Annotated in this window: 11 protein-coding genes and 1 pseudogene; 4 read left to right on the top strand and 8 right to left on the bottom strand. The window is 57.5% G+C overall.

All coding sequences use genetic code 11. From position 1 onward, the window contains the following. Positions 1–155 precede the first annotated feature (155 nt). The 8 genes from ppa to exaC all read right to left on the bottom strand — a co-directional run bounded on the left by ppa (position 156) and on the right by exaC (position 8,562). Positions 156–683, bottom strand: coding sequence for an inorganic diphosphatase (ppa, locus tag PspR76_RS27125; protein ID WP_003219382.1), 528 nt, complete (start codon positions 681–683; stop codon positions 156–158). A gap of 93 nt (positions 684–776) precedes the next feature. Next, positions 777–1,607: a zinc-dependent peptidase gene (locus tag PspR76_RS27120; protein WP_159960203.1), complete on the bottom strand. Its 831-nt coding sequence runs from the start codon at positions 1,605–1,607 to the stop codon at positions 777–779. Positions 1,608–1,613: 6 nt separating this feature from the next. Beyond that, positions 1,614–2,270 (bottom strand): DedA family protein, encoded by a 657-nt coding sequence (locus PspR76_RS27115; RefSeq protein ID WP_159960201.1) that lies wholly within the window; start codon positions 2,268–2,270, stop codon positions 1,614–1,616. 315 nt (positions 2,271–2,585) lie between these two features. Further along, entirely contained in the window at positions 2,586–3,044 is a 459-nt protein-coding gene (locus tag PspR76_RS27110; protein WP_159960199.1) for a GNAT family N-acetyltransferase, read from the bottom strand. A 96-nt stretch (positions 3,045–3,140) separates the two neighbouring features. Next, positions 3,141–3,971, bottom strand: coding sequence for an ethanolamine ammonia-lyase subunit EutC (eutC, locus tag PspR76_RS27105; protein ID WP_159960190.1), 831 nt, complete (start codon positions 3,969–3,971; stop codon positions 3,141–3,143). Next, entirely contained in the window at positions 3,968–5,362 is a 1,395-nt protein-coding gene (locus tag PspR76_RS27100; RefSeq protein WP_159960188.1) for an ethanolamine ammonia-lyase subunit EutB, read from the bottom strand. The genes eutC and PspR76_RS27100 overlap by 4 nt, the downstream gene beginning before the upstream one ends. A gap of 61 nt (positions 5,363–5,423) precedes the next feature. Further along, positions 5,424–6,857 (bottom strand): ethanolamine permease, encoded by a 1,434-nt coding sequence (gene eat, locus PspR76_RS27095; RefSeq protein ID WP_159960186.1) that lies wholly within the window; start codon positions 6,855–6,857, stop codon positions 5,424–5,426. A 184-nt stretch (positions 6,858–7,041) separates the two neighbouring features. Next, complete coding sequence (exaC, locus tag PspR76_RS27090; protein WP_159960184.1) at positions 7,042–8,562, bottom strand: acetaldehyde dehydrogenase ExaC; 1,521 nt, start codon at positions 8,560–8,562, stop codon at positions 7,042–7,044. A 271-nt stretch (positions 8,563–8,833) separates the two neighbouring features. Here exaC and PspR76_RS27085 point away from each other — a divergent pair, with 271 nt between their 5' ends. The 4 genes and pseudogenes from PspR76_RS27085 (at position 8,834) to PspR76_RS27070 (ending at position 16,224) form a co-directional block, all read left to right on the top strand. After that, positions 8,834–10,732, top strand: a complete 1,899-nt coding sequence (locus PspR76_RS27085) for a sigma-54-dependent Fis family transcriptional regulator (RefSeq protein ID WP_159960182.1) — start codon at positions 8,834–8,836, stop codon at positions 10,730–10,732. 395 nt (positions 10,733–11,127) lie between these two features. After that, positions 11,128–14,343 carry a hypothetical protein gene (locus PspR76_RS27080; protein WP_159960180.1) on the top strand — a complete coding sequence of 1,072 codons (3,216 nt, stop codon included), beginning with the start codon at positions 11,128–11,130 and terminating at the stop codon, positions 14,341–14,343. A gap of 170 nt (positions 14,344–14,513) precedes the next feature. After that, positions 14,514–14,633, top strand: a pseudogene (locus tag PspR76_RS27075) (helix-turn-helix domain-containing protein); the annotation flags it as partial. A 199-nt stretch (positions 14,634–14,832) separates the two neighbouring features. Further along, positions 14,833–16,224 (top strand): hypothetical protein, encoded by a 1,392-nt coding sequence (locus PspR76_RS27070; protein ID WP_159960178.1) that lies wholly within the window; start codon positions 14,833–14,835, stop codon positions 16,222–16,224. Positions 16,225–16,360 lie beyond the last annotated feature (136 nt).

Genomic DNA, 16,360 nt, shown 5'->3' with positions numbered 1-16,360 from the left:
GTAGGGATTTGCTTAGTTGTAGGCCGATATTTCAATATTTTAAATTTATTAAACGCTGCGCATTAAACATTGAACTTGGGGTTTAATTTTTCCCACAAAAAAAAGCCCCGAATCGTCGGGGCTTTTTTGATTGCCGGGGCAATGAGGAGCGGGTATCAGCCTTTGTAGGCAGCTACCGACTTCAGGATCTCGGCGCGGGCGGCGTCTGCGTTGCCCCAACCGTCGATCTTCACCCATTTGCCTTTTTCGAGATCTTTGTAGTTCTCGAAGAAGTGCTTGATCTGTTCCAGCAGCAGTGGCGGCAGATCGGTGTATTCCTTCACGTCCACGTACAGCTGGGACAGCTTGTCGTGTGGCACCGCGATGACTTTGGCATCGCCGCCGCCGTCGTCGGTCATGTTCAGGATGCCGACTGGGCGCGCGCGGATGACCGAGCCTGGGGTAACCGGGTAAGGGGTTACAACCAGCACGTCGAGGGGGTCACCGTCGTCAGCCAGGGTGTTCGGGATGAAACCGTAGTTGGCCGGGTAGAACATCGGGGTGGCCATGAAACGGTCGACGAACAGGCAGTCGCTGTCTTTGTCGATTTCGTATTTGATCGGCGCGTGGTTGGCCGGAATTTCGATGGCGACGTAGATGTCGTTCGGCAGGTCTTTGCCAGCCGGAATCTTGCTGTAGCTCATTGGGCGATGCCCCCGTAGTTGGCCATGAAACATGGCCGGATTGGCCTAAAAGTGGCGGCGATTATAGGCATATTCTGACGCCGATGCCATGCGTCAGACGTCGTACGGCGCTTGGCGTTCCGTCTGGTAGCGCGCATCGCCGGCTTGCAGTTGGTGCAGGCGGGCAAGCGGGTCCTGGCGATAAAAGCGGCTCAGTTGTGCGTACACCTGTGGATAACTGTTGACCAGTAAATCCGGGGCACTGAAAAAGTATTCGCTGGTGACGGCAAAAAACTCCGCCGGGTTTTCGGCGGCGTAGGGGTCTATTTCGGTGTCGATGTCCGGGTTGGCGTCCAACTGGCGGTTGAGGTCATCAAACGCGCTTTGCATCACGCTGGCCCATTCCTGCACGCGCATGTCGTGGTGCAGCGGCGGCAGGCCGTTGGCGTCGCCGTTGAGCATGTCCAGCTTGTGCGCCAGTTCGTGGATGACCAGGTTGTAGCCTTCCCAGTTGCCGCTGGCCAGCACGCCGGGCCAGGCGAGGATCACCGGGCCTTGTTGCCAGGCTTCGCCGCTGTGTTCGCCGTCCCACTCGTGCTCGACGCCACTGGCATCGCGATGGCGCTGGGGGCTGATGAAGTCGTCGGGGTACAGCGCGATTTCGTGGAAACCCTGATACCAGTCGAGGTCGCCGAGGTTCATCAGTGGCAACTGCGCCTGGGCGGCGAGCAGCAGGCGTTGCTCCTGGTGCAGCTCGACGCCGGGCAGGGCGGTGAGATGTTTTTCGGCGAGGAACACCACGCAGGCTTCACGCAGCCACTGGTCTTGCTCGGCCGTAATGCCGTCGAGGAAGCTAAGATGCTGGCGCACCCGCTGCCACGTGTCATCGGCAATCGGGTGCTTGGCCAGCAGGCGCCGGCGACGCCAGGCGCTGAGGGACCACATCGCCGGTTACTGCGGCTTGGCTTCGGAAGAACTGCGACCGAAGCGGCTGCGGAACACACCGATGATCATCGGCACCAGCGACAGCAGGATGATAAACACCACCAGCAGTGACAGGTTTTTCTTGATGAACGGTACGTTGCCGAAGAAGTAACCCAGGGTCACCAGGCCGCCAACCCAGAGGATGGTGCCGAACACACTGAACCCGAAAAAGCGCGGGTAGGGCATTTTGGCGATGCCGGCCACAAACGGCGCGAAGGTGCGCAGGATCGGCAGGAAGCGCGCCAGGGTCACGGTTTTGCCGCCGTGCTTGTCGTAGAAATCGTGGGTTTTTTGCAGGTAGTCGCGGCGGAAGATTTTCGAGTTCGGGTTGCTGAACAAGCGTTCTCCCACTGTTCGCCCGATGACATAGTTGGTGCTGTCACCGAGGATCGCTGCCAGCATCAGCAAGCCGCCCAAAAGGATTGGGTCCATGCCGCCGCCTGCAGCGATGGCGCCGGCGATAAACAGCAAGGAATCACCCGGCAGGAATGGCATAACCACCAAACCGGTTTCGCAAAAGATAACCAGGAACAGAATGGCGTAGATCCACACTCCGTAGTTTCTCACCAGCATGTCGAGGTAGACGTCGAGATGCAGGATAAGGTCGAGCGGGTTGAAATCCATGGGTGGCACCTGTGTGAATGGCCCGGCTCAGCAGGCCTGTGCGGAAGCTCGGGTAAGTAAGGCTACAAAGGCATGCCGTATTTCTTACAACCCTGAAAGGTCCGCATTATACGTATTGGGAGGTGAAAAGCGTGTTGGTTTTGTAGCGGGGGATGTCGTGGTTATTCCGGGCATGTTTGCGCTTCAGGTCACTGGAGATCTAATTGTGGGAGCTGGCTTGCCTGCGATAGCTGAGTGTCTGTCAACACTGGGCTGACTGGCCTACCGCTATCGCAGGCAAGCCAGCTCCCACAGAAGACGAGTGGTGTTTGGAAGTCAGTCTTCACTGATCGGCAACACGTAGTTCTTGAACTCCGTATCTTCGCGAAACCCAATCGACTCGTACGTCTTCTGCGCCACTTCATTGTCACTGCTGGTCGACACCCGCAGCCGCACCGCATGCGTCTCCTTGGCCATTTTCTTTGCCGTGCGCATCAGGTTGTCTGCCACCAATTGCCGGCGCGCATCTTCTGCGACGTAGATGTCATTGAGGATCCACACACGCTTAAGCGACAGCGACGAATAGCTCGGGTACAGCTGGCAAAACCCCAGCAAGCGCTTGTCGTCATCATCGGCCAGGGCCAGGTAAATCACCGACTCCTTGCGGCGCAGGCGTTTTTCCAGAAAGGCCCGCGACGAGTCCGGGAACGGCAGCGCCCCATAAAACTCGCGGTATTTGACGAACAGCGGCGTCAACAGGTCCAGGTGTTCAAGGGTCGCTTGAGTAATCCGCATGCCAGGCCTCAACTTCCAAAGGGGGGATGACCACACAAGCGGCCGTGACCGGATGCTGCCTAATGGCGCAAAAAAGCGCAATCGTGCAGCGATCAGTCATTCCGGCGGGCTGAGCAGGAAATTGCCCTTCATCAGGTCAGGATCATCCGATTCGATGGTCTGAACCTGCGCCTCGTCCTTGAGATTGACCCCCGACAGCTGCCGACGACACGCCTCTTTCATCAAGTAAAGCAGGCTGTGCGCGGCCATGCCGTAGCTCAGGCCTTCCAGGCGCACATTGGAGATGCAGTTGCGGTAGGCGTCGGTGAGCCCGACCTTGGGGTTGTAAGTGAAATACAGCCCCAGGCTGTCCGGCGAACTGAGCCCCGGCCGCTCGCCGATCAAAATCACCACCATCTTGGCGCCCAGCAACTGGCCGACTTCATCCGCCACCGCCACACGGCCCTGTTCCACCAGGATCACCGGCGACAACGACCAGCCTTCAGCGTGGGTCTGTTCCTCCATGCGTGTAAGAAACGGCAACGTGTGTTTATGCACAGCCAGCGCCGACAGCCCGTCGGCCACCACCACGGCCAGGTCCACGCCACCAGGGTTGGCGGCGGCATACTCGCGCAGGCGCTGCGCCGATTCGTCACTCAAGCGCCGCCCCAGGTCCGGGCGTTGCAAATACATATGCCGGTCAACGGCGGCGCTGTGCAACAGCAGGCTGTCTCGGCCGCGCTCAGCCATTTGGCTGCTCAGGCCCTCATGGTCGAACGGCAAATGCACGGCATCACGCGCTTGGGCGTGGGCGAATTGAAAATCCAGCTGCGCGCTGGTGGGGATGCTGGTGCCGGTGCGGCCCAGCGCGATGCGCGCCGGCGTGAGGCGGCGCAGTTCCAGCCACGGGTTGTCAGGCAGGTCGAGTTGCACAGGCGGCTCCTTCATCCCAATTGCTTCAAGGCGTGGCGAAATGCCGGTGGCAGGCTGTTGCCGAAGTGCACCTTGCCGTCGGCTTGCGTAAAGATGCCCATTTTCGCCAGCCACTGTTCAAACTCCGGCGCCGGTTTTAAACCCAGTGTTTGGCGGGCGTATAAGGCGTCGTGGAACGAGGTGGTCTGGTAGTTGAGCATGATGTCGTCGGAGCCGGGGATGCCCATGATGAAATTGATCCCGGCCACGCCCAGCAGGGTCAGCAGGGTGTCCATGTCGTCCTGGTCGGCTTCGGCGTGGTTGGTGTAGCAGATGTCGCAGCCCATCGGCACGCCAAGCAGCTTGCCGCAGAAGTGGTCTTCGAGGCCGGCGCGGATGATCTGTTTGCCGTTGTACAGGTACTCGGGGCCGATAAAGCCTACAACGGTGTTGACCAAAAACGGCTTGAAGTGCCGCGCCACGGCGTAGGCACGGGTTTCGCAGGTTTGCTGGTCGACGCCAAAGTGCGCATTGGCCGACAAGGCGCTGCCCTGGCCGGTTTCGAAATACATCAGGTTCTGGCCCAAGGTGCCGCGATTCAGGCTCAAGCCCGCGTCATAACCTTCCTGCAGCACGCTGAGGCTGATGCCGAAACTGGCGTTGGCGGCCTCGGTGCCGGCAATCGACTGAAACACCAAGTCCAGCGGCACGCCACGGTTGATGGCTTCGATCGACGTGGTGACGTGGGTGAGCACGCAAGCCTGGGTGGGGATTTCGTAGCGCTGGATGATCGCATCGAGCATCTCGAGCATGGCGCAGATCGAGGCGATGCTGTCGGTGGCCGGGTTGATGCCGATCATGGCGTCGCCGTTGCCGTAAAGCAGGCCGTCGAGAATGCTCGCGGCAATGCCGGCCGGTTCGTCGGTGGGGTGGTTGGGTTGCAGGCGCGTCGACAGGCGCCCGCGCAGGCCCATGGTGCCGCGAAACTGGGTGACCACGCGGATCTTCTGCGCAACCAGCACCAGGTCCTGCACACGCATGATCTTGGACACGGCGGCGGCCATTTCCGGTGTCAGCCCGGGCGCCAGGGCGCGCAGGGAATGTTCATCGGCTGCGTCGCTGAGCAGCCAGTCGCGCAGGCCGCCGACGGTCAGGTGGCTGACCACGCTAAACGCCTGTTTATCGTGAGTGTCGATGATCAGCCGGGTAACTTCGTCACGCTCGTAGGGAATCAGCACTTCTTCGAGGAAGTGTTTCAACGGGATATTCGCCAGCGCCATCTGCGCGGCCACGCGCTCGCCGTCATTCTGCGCGGCGACGCCGGCGAGGAAGTCCCCGGAGCGCGCCGGGCTGGCCTTGGCCATCACGTCCTTGAGGCTGTCGAAGCGGTAGGTCTGTGCACCCACCGCGTGGGAAAAGCTTGCCATACAGTGTCTCCTTGGCGACGCGGGCAGAATGAGAGAGCGCCCGCGTCGAGGTTTACGGCAGTTAGTGCAAGGCGGCCTCTGCGGCCTGGATCGCCGCGAATTCTTCCTCGGGCGTGCCTGCTACCAAGTGATGCCGGCTGTAGAAAGCAAAGTAAGCAATTAATACTCCATAGATGATCGCGGCGCCAATCACCACTCGAGGATCCACTAGAAAGCCCGCCACCACGGCCACGCAGGCCAGCACCAAGGCGACGCCGGAAGTGAAAATGCCGCCCGGCGTGCGGTACGGGCGAACCATTTTGGGGCGACGGATGCGCAAGGTGATGTGCGCGGCCATCATCAACACGTAGGAAATGGTCGCGCCGAACACCGCCACCAGAATCAGCAAATCGCCCTGGCCGGTCAGCGACAGGCCGAAACCGATAATGCCGGGGATCACCAACGCCAGCACTGGCGCCTTGCTTTTGTTGGTTTGCGACAGCTTGCGCGGCAGGTACCCGGCGCGCGATAGCGCAAAGATCTGCCGCGAATACGCATAGATAATCGAGAAAAAGCTCGCGATCAGCCCGGCCAGGCCCACGAGGTTGACGAAGCTGCCCATCCAGGTCGAACCGCCGTAGGACAGCGCCAGTGCTTCAACCAGCGGGTTGCCCGACTTGATCAGTGCGTAAGTGCCCGCGCCGCCCGGTGCGATGACCAGAATCAACAGGGCAAAACTGGTCAGCACCACAATGGCTCCGATCAGGCCGCGTGGCAGGTCGCGCTTGGGGTTTTTGGTTTCTTCGGCGGCCAGCGGCACGCCCTCGACGGCGAGGAAGAACCAGATGGCGTAGGGAATCGCCGCCCACACGCCGACGTAGCCAAACGGCAGGAAGGTGCTCGCGCCCTTGGCCTCGGTGACTGGAATATCCAGCAAGTTGGCGACGTTGAAGTGCGGCACCATCGACACCAGGAACACGCCCAAGGCAATCGCTGCGATGGCGGTAATCACAAACATCAGCTTCAAGGCTTCACCGACGCCGAAGATGTGGATGCCGATAAAGATGATGTAGAACGCCAGGTAAATCATCCAGCCGCCAATGCCGAACAGCGACTCGCAATAAGCGCCGATAAACACCGCAATGGCGGCGGGGGCGATGGCGTATTCGATCAGGATGGCGGTGCCGGTAAGGAACCCGCCCCAGGGGCCAAAGGCGCTGCGGGCAAAGCCGTAGCCGCCGCCGGCGGTGGGAATCATGGAAGACAGTTCGGCCAGGGAGAAACACATGCACAGGTACATGGTGGCCATGAGCAAGGTGGCGAGGAACATGCCGCCCCAGCCACCTTGGGCCAGGCCAAAGTTCCAACCGGCGTAGTCGCCGGAGATCACATAGGCAACGCCGAGGCCAACCAGCAGCACCCAGCCGGCGGCGCCTTTTTTCAGTTCGCGTTGTTGGAAGTAGTGGGAGTCGACTTTTTCAAAGTCGACGGAAGAGCCAGTGGGTTCGCTAGGCATGGGAAAGTACCGTCCATTCTTATTGTTTTTTTTAGCAAGAGCGATCGTTCCCACGCTCTGCGTGGGAATGCATTCCGTGACGCTCTGCGTCACCTTGCACCCGGCTTGAGCCCTGTGCAGACATCGGCACGCGGAGCGTCCCAGGCGGCATTCCCAAGCAGAGCGTGGGAACGATCGGGGAGGGTTAGAAAAAGCCCAACGGATTAATGTCGTAGCTCACCAGCAAGTTTTTGGTCTGCTGGTAATGGTCCAACATCATCTTGTGCGTCTCACGGCCCACGCCCGACTTCTTGTAACCGCCGAACGCGGCATGCGCCGGGTACAGGTGGTAGCAGTTGGTCCACACACGGCCAGCCTTGATCGCGCGGCCCATGCGGTAGGCGCGGTTGATGTCGCGGGTCCACACGCCGGCGCCCAGGCCGAACTCGGTATCGTTGGCAATCGCCAGGGCTTCGGCTTCGTCCTTGAAGGTGGTGATGCTCACCACCGGGCCGAAGATTTCTTCCTGGAACACACGCATTTCGTTGGTGCCCTTGAGCAGGGTCGGCTGGATGTAATAACCGCCGGCCATGTCGCCGGTGAGCTGCTCGACCTTGCCGCCGGTCAGCAGTTGCGCGCCTTCGCCTTTGGCGATTTCCAGGTAGGACAGGATCTTGTCGAACTGCTGCTCGGACGCCTGGGCGCCGACCATGGTGTCGGTGTCCAGCGGGTCGCCGCGTTTGATCTGCTCGATTTTTTTCATCACCACTTTCATGAAGTCGTCGTAGATCGACTCTTCCACCAGTGCGCGCGATGGGCAGGTGCACACCTCGCCCTGGTTGAAGAAGGCCAGCACCAGGCCTTCGGCGGCTTTTTCGATAAACGACGGTTCGGCTTTCATGATGTCGGCGAAGAAGATGTTCGGCGACTTGCCGCCCAGCTCAACGGTGGACGGAATAATGTTCTCGGCCGCCGCGTGCATGATGTGCGAACCCACCGGCGTGGAACCGGTGAAGGCGATCTTGGCGATGCGTTTGCTGGTGGCCAGGGCCTCGCCGGCTTCTTTGCCGAAACCGTGCACCACGTTGAGCACGCCGGGCGGCAACAGGTCGCCGATCAGCTCCATCAGCACGTTGATGCCCAGCGGGGTTTGCTCGGCGGGTTTGAGCACCACGCAGTTACCGGCCGCCAGGGCCGGGGCGAGTTTCCACGCAGCCATCAGCAGCGGGAAGTTCCACGGGATGATCTGGCCGACCACGCCCAGCGGCTCGTGGAAGTGATACGACGCGGTGAGTTCGTTGATTTCGGCGCTGGTGCCTTCCTGGGCGCGAATGCAGCCGGCGAAGTAGCGGAAATGGTCGGCGGCCAGCGGGATGTCGGCGTTGAGGGTTTCACGCACGGCTTTGCCGTTGTCCCAGGTTTCAGTGATGGCCAGCAGTTCGAGGTTCTGTTCGATACGATCGGCGATTTTCAGCAGCACCAGCGAGCGGTCCTGGGCTGAGGTTTTACCCCAGGCATCAGCGGCGGCGTGGGCGGCGTCGAGGGCTTTGTCGATGTCTTTGGCCGTGGAGCGCGGGAATTCGGCGATGGGCTTACCGTTGACTGGCGAGGTGTTGGTGAAGTAGTTGCCATCCACCGGAGCAACGAATTCGCCGCCGATGTAGTTACCGTACTTGGCCTTGAACGAAACGATCGCGCCGTCAGTACCGGGATGTGCGTAACGCATGGTGGTTATCTCCTGCTTTTATGTTTATTGGAGTACAGCGGTCTTGCGCTTGATAAAGCGTAGAGCAAAGGTCGGGCCACTGCTGTGCAGGCCAGGTAAATCAAGGGAATAGGGTTTGTCGCAAGGCGTTGCTGTGACAGGGTTGGTACAGGCCGGGTGACAGTTTGTGCCATAAACGGTACAGCCTGTGACGGGTGGGTCAGCCCGGGATTGCAATGGTCGGGAGGCTAGGGGATGCTGACTGTTCTCCCGCAGAGAGAATAATAAGAACATGCAAAACGATCATTTCAGTCGCCATGCCCAGCAAGTCCTTACCGTTACGCGCGGGCAAGACCTAGCGCACGGTCCCGCCAGCGACCCGTCCATCGCGCGCTCCTGGCTGCGGTGCATCGAGGACTACCACCTCGACCCCGCGCTGAGCATCGCCCCCACCGTGCTCGAACACGGCCGCTTGCTGGAAAGCCGCGAGCGTCTGCAACAGGTGCTGCACATTGCCGGCACCGAGATGAACAGCCTGCACCAGCAGCTTTCCGGCGCTGGCCATGCGGTACTGCTCACCGACGCGCGCGGGGTCATCCTCAACTGCGTCACCGCGCCGTCGGAGCGCAAGATTTTCGAGCGCGCCGGTCTGTGGCTCGGCGCCGACTGGAGCGAGGCGTGCGAAGGCACCAATGGCATCGGCACCTGCCTGGTGGAGCGCCAATCGCTGACGATTCACCGCGACGAGCACTTTCGTGGCCGCCACACCGGCTTGACCTGTTCGGCGAGCCCGGTGTTTGACCCTCATGGCGAACTATTGGCGGTGCTGGACGTGTCCTCGGCGCGTGAGGCGGTGTCGCGCCAGAGCCAGTTCCACACCATGGCGCTGGTGAATCTGTCGGCGAAGATGATCGAGAGCTGTTACTTCCTGCGCCACTTTGAAAACCACTGGCTGCTGCGTTTTCACCTGCAGGCGGAGTCCGTGGGGCTGTTCAGTGAAGGGTTGCTGGCGTTTGATGGCGAAGGGCGCGTCTGCGCGGTCAATCAGAGTGCGTTGAATCTGCTCGGCCAGGTGCGCGGTGGTTTGCTGGGGCAGCCGGTGGAGGCGTCGTTCGACTGTTCCCTCGACGAACTGCTCGGCCGCGCCTGCGCCAATGCCACGGCCAGTTGGCCGCTGCGAACCCGTGATGGCCGCTGTTTGTTCGCCGCATTGCGTGGCCAGCCGCGCAGTGTGCCGTTGCCACTGGCCAAGCCCGAGGCGCCACGGTTACCCGGCATCTGCTTGGGTGATCCGGCCTTGCAGAATGATTTTCGCAAGGCGCTGAAGGTGTTCGAGCGCGACGTGCCGTTGCTGATCCGCGGCGAAACCGGTTGCGGCAAAGAGGCCTTTGCCAAGGCTTTGCACCACGCCAGCCTGCGCACCCGCAAACCTTTCGTCGCCATCAACTGCGCCGCCATCCCCGAGAACCTGATTGAGAGCGAGTTGTTCGGCTATCGCGGCGGCAGTTTTACCGGGGCGCTTAAAGAAGGCATGCGCGGCAAGCTGCAAGAGGCCGATGGCGGAACGTTGTTTCTCGACGAGATCGGCGATATGCCCTTCGCTTTGCAAACCCGTCTTTTGAGGGTGTTGGAAGATCGCATGGTGGTGCCTATCGGTGGGGCTGCGCAGGCGGTGGACGTGCGCATCATCAGTGCTACCCACCGTGATTTGAGTGAGCGAGTCCAGGCCGGCAGTTTTCGGGAAGACTTGTATTACCGGCTCAATGGTTTGGAGGTCGCGCTGCCGGCACTGCGTGAGCGCACTGACAAGGCTCAATTGCTGGATTTCATTCTCGACCAGGAGTCAGCAGGGCAGGCAGTCACAGTAGACAGGGCGACACGAGAGGCGCTGCTGGCTTACGCCTGGCCTGGCAATGTGCGGCAATTACGCATGGTGTTGCGCACGTTGGTGGCGTTGGCTGAGAACGGCCGTGTTGTGGAGGCCGATTTACCTGTGAACGTGCGCACCCCAAGCGTTGCGCGTTTGAACACGTCGCTGCTGGATGAGGCGGAGCGAAAAACCCTATTGACTGCGCTTGAACAGCAACGTTGGCATATTACCCGTACCGCTGAACAACTGGCCGTCAGCCGTAATACGCTCTACCGCAAATTGCGCAAACATGGCGTGGTGGTGTCCAAGCGCAATGATTAGGGGGGTAAAGAGGAATAGGCACACGTGCGGGTGTTAGTTCATAGGGTAGATCTATAGGGTTGTTAGTTATATTTAATCGATATAACCGCTGCCTGTCTTAGTTGTTCTGGAACTGTTTGGGTGGTGAGGGTCACTTAATAACTGAGGGCCGAGAGAGCCTCTGTTCAATGTCAAGTACTGGCAGGTTAGCTTTGCTGATCAGTTGGTCTGCGCTCATGTTATAGGGATTTAAAACAGCTCGTTAGTTCGGCGCTGTTCGAACGGTTGACTCTGAAAGTTGGCGCTCATTAAGTGGGCGTTAAACTTGGCCGGCTTTATACAATGTGTTCGCGAATCGCGCTGTTGATTCAGATGCGTTTGTGAGCCGTTCATCAAAACCGTGAAAGAGATAACTTATGACTGTGCATAATATAAATATTGCGCCTCTTGGCTCGCCAAAGAATGATGCCCTTCAGTTCAAGCCTGGCGCGAGCAGTGCCCCGTCCACGACGCATGAGAACACTTCGGCGGGTAGCACTGAGGCTTCCCGAGCGGCGGCGGATGCGCGTCTCAAGCAAGATATGTTGAAGCAGCATTCAGCCGGATCGCGCCTGCGAGTTCCACCGGAGTCGACCTTGGGGGGGTGGCTTGAAGCGCTGAGGTTTGCGACCAACTCTTCTGCGTTCACGCAACTGGAGCGCGCGCGTGGTGCGTTTACTCACATTGATCACAATAAAGGTGAGATCTGGTTTGACGGGGGGCATAGAAAAATAAATAGAGACTCGCCTGAACTTGACGCTATTGCGGGCGGTAAAGCGTTGTTTGACAACTTGATGATCATCGCTAAAAAGTTGGCGCCTGACAGCACCTTCAGGCGTGGCGATGTTTTTAAAATCGAAGAGTTAGGGCGCAGCACCTACACGGTCGATTCGAACTTTGTTCGTCAATTTATTGATCGCCCAAAACCGAACTCAATGGCGGATGATCACGTGCCTGCGACTATTTTAAACAAGACGGGCGAAGCCGAAACCCAGCATAACCTGCTCGCCGCTTTGAAAAAACAGATTGAGGCGCCCGGCGCGAAGCCGGACCTGGAATCCATCGTCGTAGAGATCGCACCGCACTCCGCCTTTTGGCGTGAAGACCAGCCGCAGCCGATCACGATGAACCTCAAGCAATTGATGGCCGGCTACGGTTTGCAAGTTCCAACCACACTGGAGGCACTTGCCAACTTGGAGCGCGTATTGTTCGCACCGCCGTTAAGTGCGCCACGTGAAGGCAACTATGGTGGGTTGCTGACTAAAAGTGTGCCGCTGGGCGAGGACGCTCAGAAAAAGATAATAGAAAGCGTCAGTACCTGGAAGGCGCTTCAAACTCAGGTTCCGCTGGACGCAGAGGGTAAGGCTCCCAGTCTTTTTGAGTACCTGAAGCGTGCGGTTCCAGAGTCTTCGAGGGCCCTGGCCGACACCCATCCAGAGGCGTTTCTCAAAGCCTTGATCGACACCCCTCAAGCCCGTGCATTAGGTAAGCAACTGCAGGAAGCGATTGGCGCATTGCCTACCGCTACCAGTGGCCAGGAAGCACTGCTCACGGCGTTGGGGTTGGAAGCCAACAAGTCGTCAGGGGAGTTGGAACGCGATAATTTGGCAGGCTATAACTTGCGCCAACCAGACAATGTGGGGCGTACGCCAGCCGAGATCGTCAAGCGTTTTGAAGCCCATATGGCAGGTATCGTCGGCCCCGAGATGGCGAAAGTAGCCGCCTACCAATTGCTGGCGATGTCGGCTCCGGAGTTTTTGGTCACGGATGTGCCGGAATCGGTAACGTTTGGCTCCCCGCAATGGGTCATGTTTAGCGCTGAAGTATTTCGCCGCGAGCAGAGCACCCCCGGATCGTCGGCGGGCCAGAGCTATGTTCAGATCAGGGAACAAGCGGATCTGGAGCCCGTTACCCTGGAACAGGAGTCTCAGACGAAAGCTGCTGCTCTGCAGGCAGTGGTCGACTGGGGTCTGGCCAAAGGCATCATTAAGGAAAACAGTGAAGGCTATAGCGCTGAAACCATCGCGAGTGTAACGGCTGCCCTGGAAGAGGAGGCCAACCGCATGGCGACTGCTCTGAAAGGTGTTTTAGCGCCACTGCCGACTCGCCGGGATTTGGCGCTGGCGGCATTAACGGAGATATACGGCGAAGAAAATGCACACCTGTTTGAGAAAAAAATACTCACCCGCCCCATGGGGCTGAATCTGAAAAAAGATTCCTTGTTGAATCTTTTTATGTCTGGTGAACTCACGGCCAGCTGGAGTTCTACGGATTCAACCTTTACGACTGCCGTTTTACACGCAGGCATTAAGAAGCTGCCTGATATCAAGAAAAAATTCGTTGAGAAATTTGATGAGTACGCCGACAGCTTCAGCAAGGCGGCAGGTGAGATGTTCGCGTATCAAGTGTCGCAGCTCCCGGATGAAGATCTGAAGAAATTTGATTTTGGCAAAATGGAAATGAGGCATTTGAGCCAGCCGGCGGGTTCTAATTTTCCTAAAGACAGTGAGAGTAATGCGTTATTTCAGATGTTCGGAAGTGGTGCGTTTCTCATCACTACGATACTGGAGGGTAAAAAGGTTGAGTATATTTACTCACCACAGTTAGGCAAGATTATCAAGAATGGTGACCCTTTGCCTGGCGTCCCTGAGGGGTGGAGTGTAAATTCCAGTCGCACCGCACCTTTCTTCAGTTTGAGTGTTGGGGGGGAACGTTACAACTTAAAACCTATTTGGAAGTACGGCGGTGCTGAGGAACTGCCACCGCCGCATATTCTTAAGCCGAGGAATACGCCATCGCCAAGGGTCGGCATTTTGGCCGGGCAGGTAACTGAACTTTATAAAAAAGCGGTCGATGGTCTTAAAGACGCGGCTAACGGTATGAGCGACTCCGAAAAAAGAAAGGCTCGAACGAAGATGTTCAAAAACTTCATGTTGAGCCTCCTTCCTTTTCACGACCTTATAAAAAACATAATCGAAGGCAATAAGCATGAGACGGTTGTCAGCGGGGTTTTTGACTTTGTCGGCTTGTTTATACCAGGTGCTAAAGGCGGCTTCCAAGGTGTTAAAGTCGGCGCCAAAGGGGTAAGTTCAGCCATTGCTTTTTTCAAAGGGGCGGTCAAGTCAGGAGTAAAGGCTGCTAACCCGATAGGGGCGTTTTATGACTCCGGGAGTGGTTTATTCAAAGTGTGCAAGACCGCTTTGAATGCGGCGCCGCCGGTCAACTTGTCCTCGTTTTCGAGCAAACTTCGCATCCCTGGGCGCAGTTGGGACATCCCACACGGAGGTTACAAACAGACCATCGCCGAAGGCACTTATCAGCCGTTAGGTGAAAGCGGTCCCAAGGTTCCCGTCGTTGCCGTGAAGCAAGGCAACAACTGGTACGGCTTTGATCACCAGACGCTGGAACACTTCGGCCCTCAGTTGCCAGGCTTCAAGCCCATTAAAGTGAAAGAGTTGCGTGATCTTCGTTATGACACAGGTACTGCTGTAAAGGATGGTAATGATCATGCTGAGACGGCAGGAGAGTTTCAAGAAAACGCGTCGGGCCCGACACCGCCCCAGCAGCCTATTCAACCGAAGGCAGCCCAGTAGGCACTGGTAAGACAACCCGAACCGCATGAGGGTGACGATCAATAAGGTGCGCATTTTGATCGTCACCCCGGGGAGGGCGAGTTCAAACAGGCTGTTGAATCGCGCTGCCACACGTTGATGCGCCCATCACCTCCGCGGACGTTTCACTGTGATACGAGGTCCAGTGAAAAGCGCTGTTGGGCACCCTTGAGCAGCAGCGCTGGCCTATGACCCATACCGGCCAAACACTTGGCATCCGTCGCAATACGCTGTACCGGAAGTTAAGAAAGTATGAAGGGGGTCACTGGTAATGTTACGCATTGAGTAGCGATAGCAGATTTTTCTTACTGGGAAAGTTAGGCGCTAATGAGGGTGTTACATCGCGCGTGATGAAGGAATATTTTACAGCGTGCAAAGTTTCGTTTGGACATGACTTGCTGGGGAACCGATTGAGGGGGCAGGATCACACATAGGGTAGAGAGCAAGGAGGGCATCTCATTATTCAATGATATGTTTGATATAGGTTTTCTAACGATACTAAATATTCCTTCAGTAAACGTTTTTGCCCCTTCTTTGGATCCTGTTTCTGACAGTGCCCCTGATGCGTTGGACCATAGCCGGGAGCCTAGGGGAACGCCACGTCGTGGCTCTAGAAAAAATAACCATACAGTTGATACAGGAACCACGACAGAGTCCACTACAGGAACTTCCCATAAAACCAATAAAGACACGCATGACACGGCGCGTGCTACCCATGATGCCAATAATAAAATTATCAAGCCCGAGAAAAAGCCCGGTCAGAAGACAGATGGCGAAGGCTGGCCGTTGAATAGCTCAAATCAACGGGTAGACGTTAACGGTCATGCGATAGACAAGCAGGGTCATAAGATCAATCAATATAACCAGCGCATTGATACTCAAGGGGTCGCTAAAGATCACAGGAACCGCCCAATTGACCCACAAGGTCGCCTGATCAATCGGGAAGGGCGGCTCATTAATGAGAAAAAAGAATTTATCGATAAGGACGGCAACCGAGTTAACAAAGAGGGCTATCGGGTTGATGCTTACAACAGGCCTCTGGACAAACACGGAAAGGTGGCAAGGTCTATGGCAACTGCAGTGAAGGGTAATAATGAACCTCATAAGCAGACCGATGACGTGCCGAAACCGCTCAGAGGTCCTGGCAGCATTCATTCTCAACAGGCTGCGCGGCCCCCTGCGCCGAAACTCACCACTGATGACGCAGCCAAAAACGCGACCTGGACCAGTAAGTTGCTTCAGTCGGGGGCAATCCCCTCGCGTCCAGAATTGGGTAGAACTGCAATTAACGGTGCCGTTTCGGAGTCAGCAGGTACGTTGGCAGCGATACCCATCAAAATAGGGGAAACTGTCCTTACGACCATAACGGCAGAAGAAATCAAGAAAAAATATCTGCCTGCACCGCCTACGCCTCCGGCTACCTCGCCTACGCCAGGGACGAATCAGTCCCCTGAAGCGGATCAGGCCAACAGTGAGGCAGAAAATAAACTGCCGGCGGCGCTTCGCAAGCGTATGGAAAATGCTCAGGTCAATATATTCGAGACAATGGACGCGGTGGTGAAATTAACCTATGGCAAAGTTGATAGGGAGCTGCGGCCGGGTGAAGAATGGCCGGTAGACCCGATAGCGATTATGGATGAGCTGGAAGTGCGGATGGATAAACTTGAGGAGGACACGAAAGTCCTGGCAGAGAGACATAATGTAGGTTGCTATACTGATAAGTTGCCGCCGGAAGAGGCGCCCCCTGGCCTCGAAGGGCTCGAAACACGGACCAAGACACTCGAAGACCGGCTTGATGTAGTGATGACGTCGCGAAAAGAGATAGAAGAAAAACTTGCACGTAAGTTGAACATCACCCCTTGAAGTGGCGCACATAAACCAAGGTGTCGGTAGCCTTGGTGCCTGGTGTACCACACGTCTCTTACTCTTTCACTCAGTCTGGAGCTCTTGCGTTAACAAGGGCGCCAGACTTTTTTATGTCTTTATTAATTCAAGCGTC

This window comes from Pseudomonas sp. R76 (genome assembly GCF_009834565.1).
Taxonomy (GTDB): domain Bacteria; phylum Pseudomonadota; class Gammaproteobacteria; order Pseudomonadales; family Pseudomonadaceae; genus Aquipseudomonas.
The sequence above is the reverse complement of the archived record's forward strand: the minus strand, read 5'-3'. Positions and strand labels throughout refer to the sequence as shown.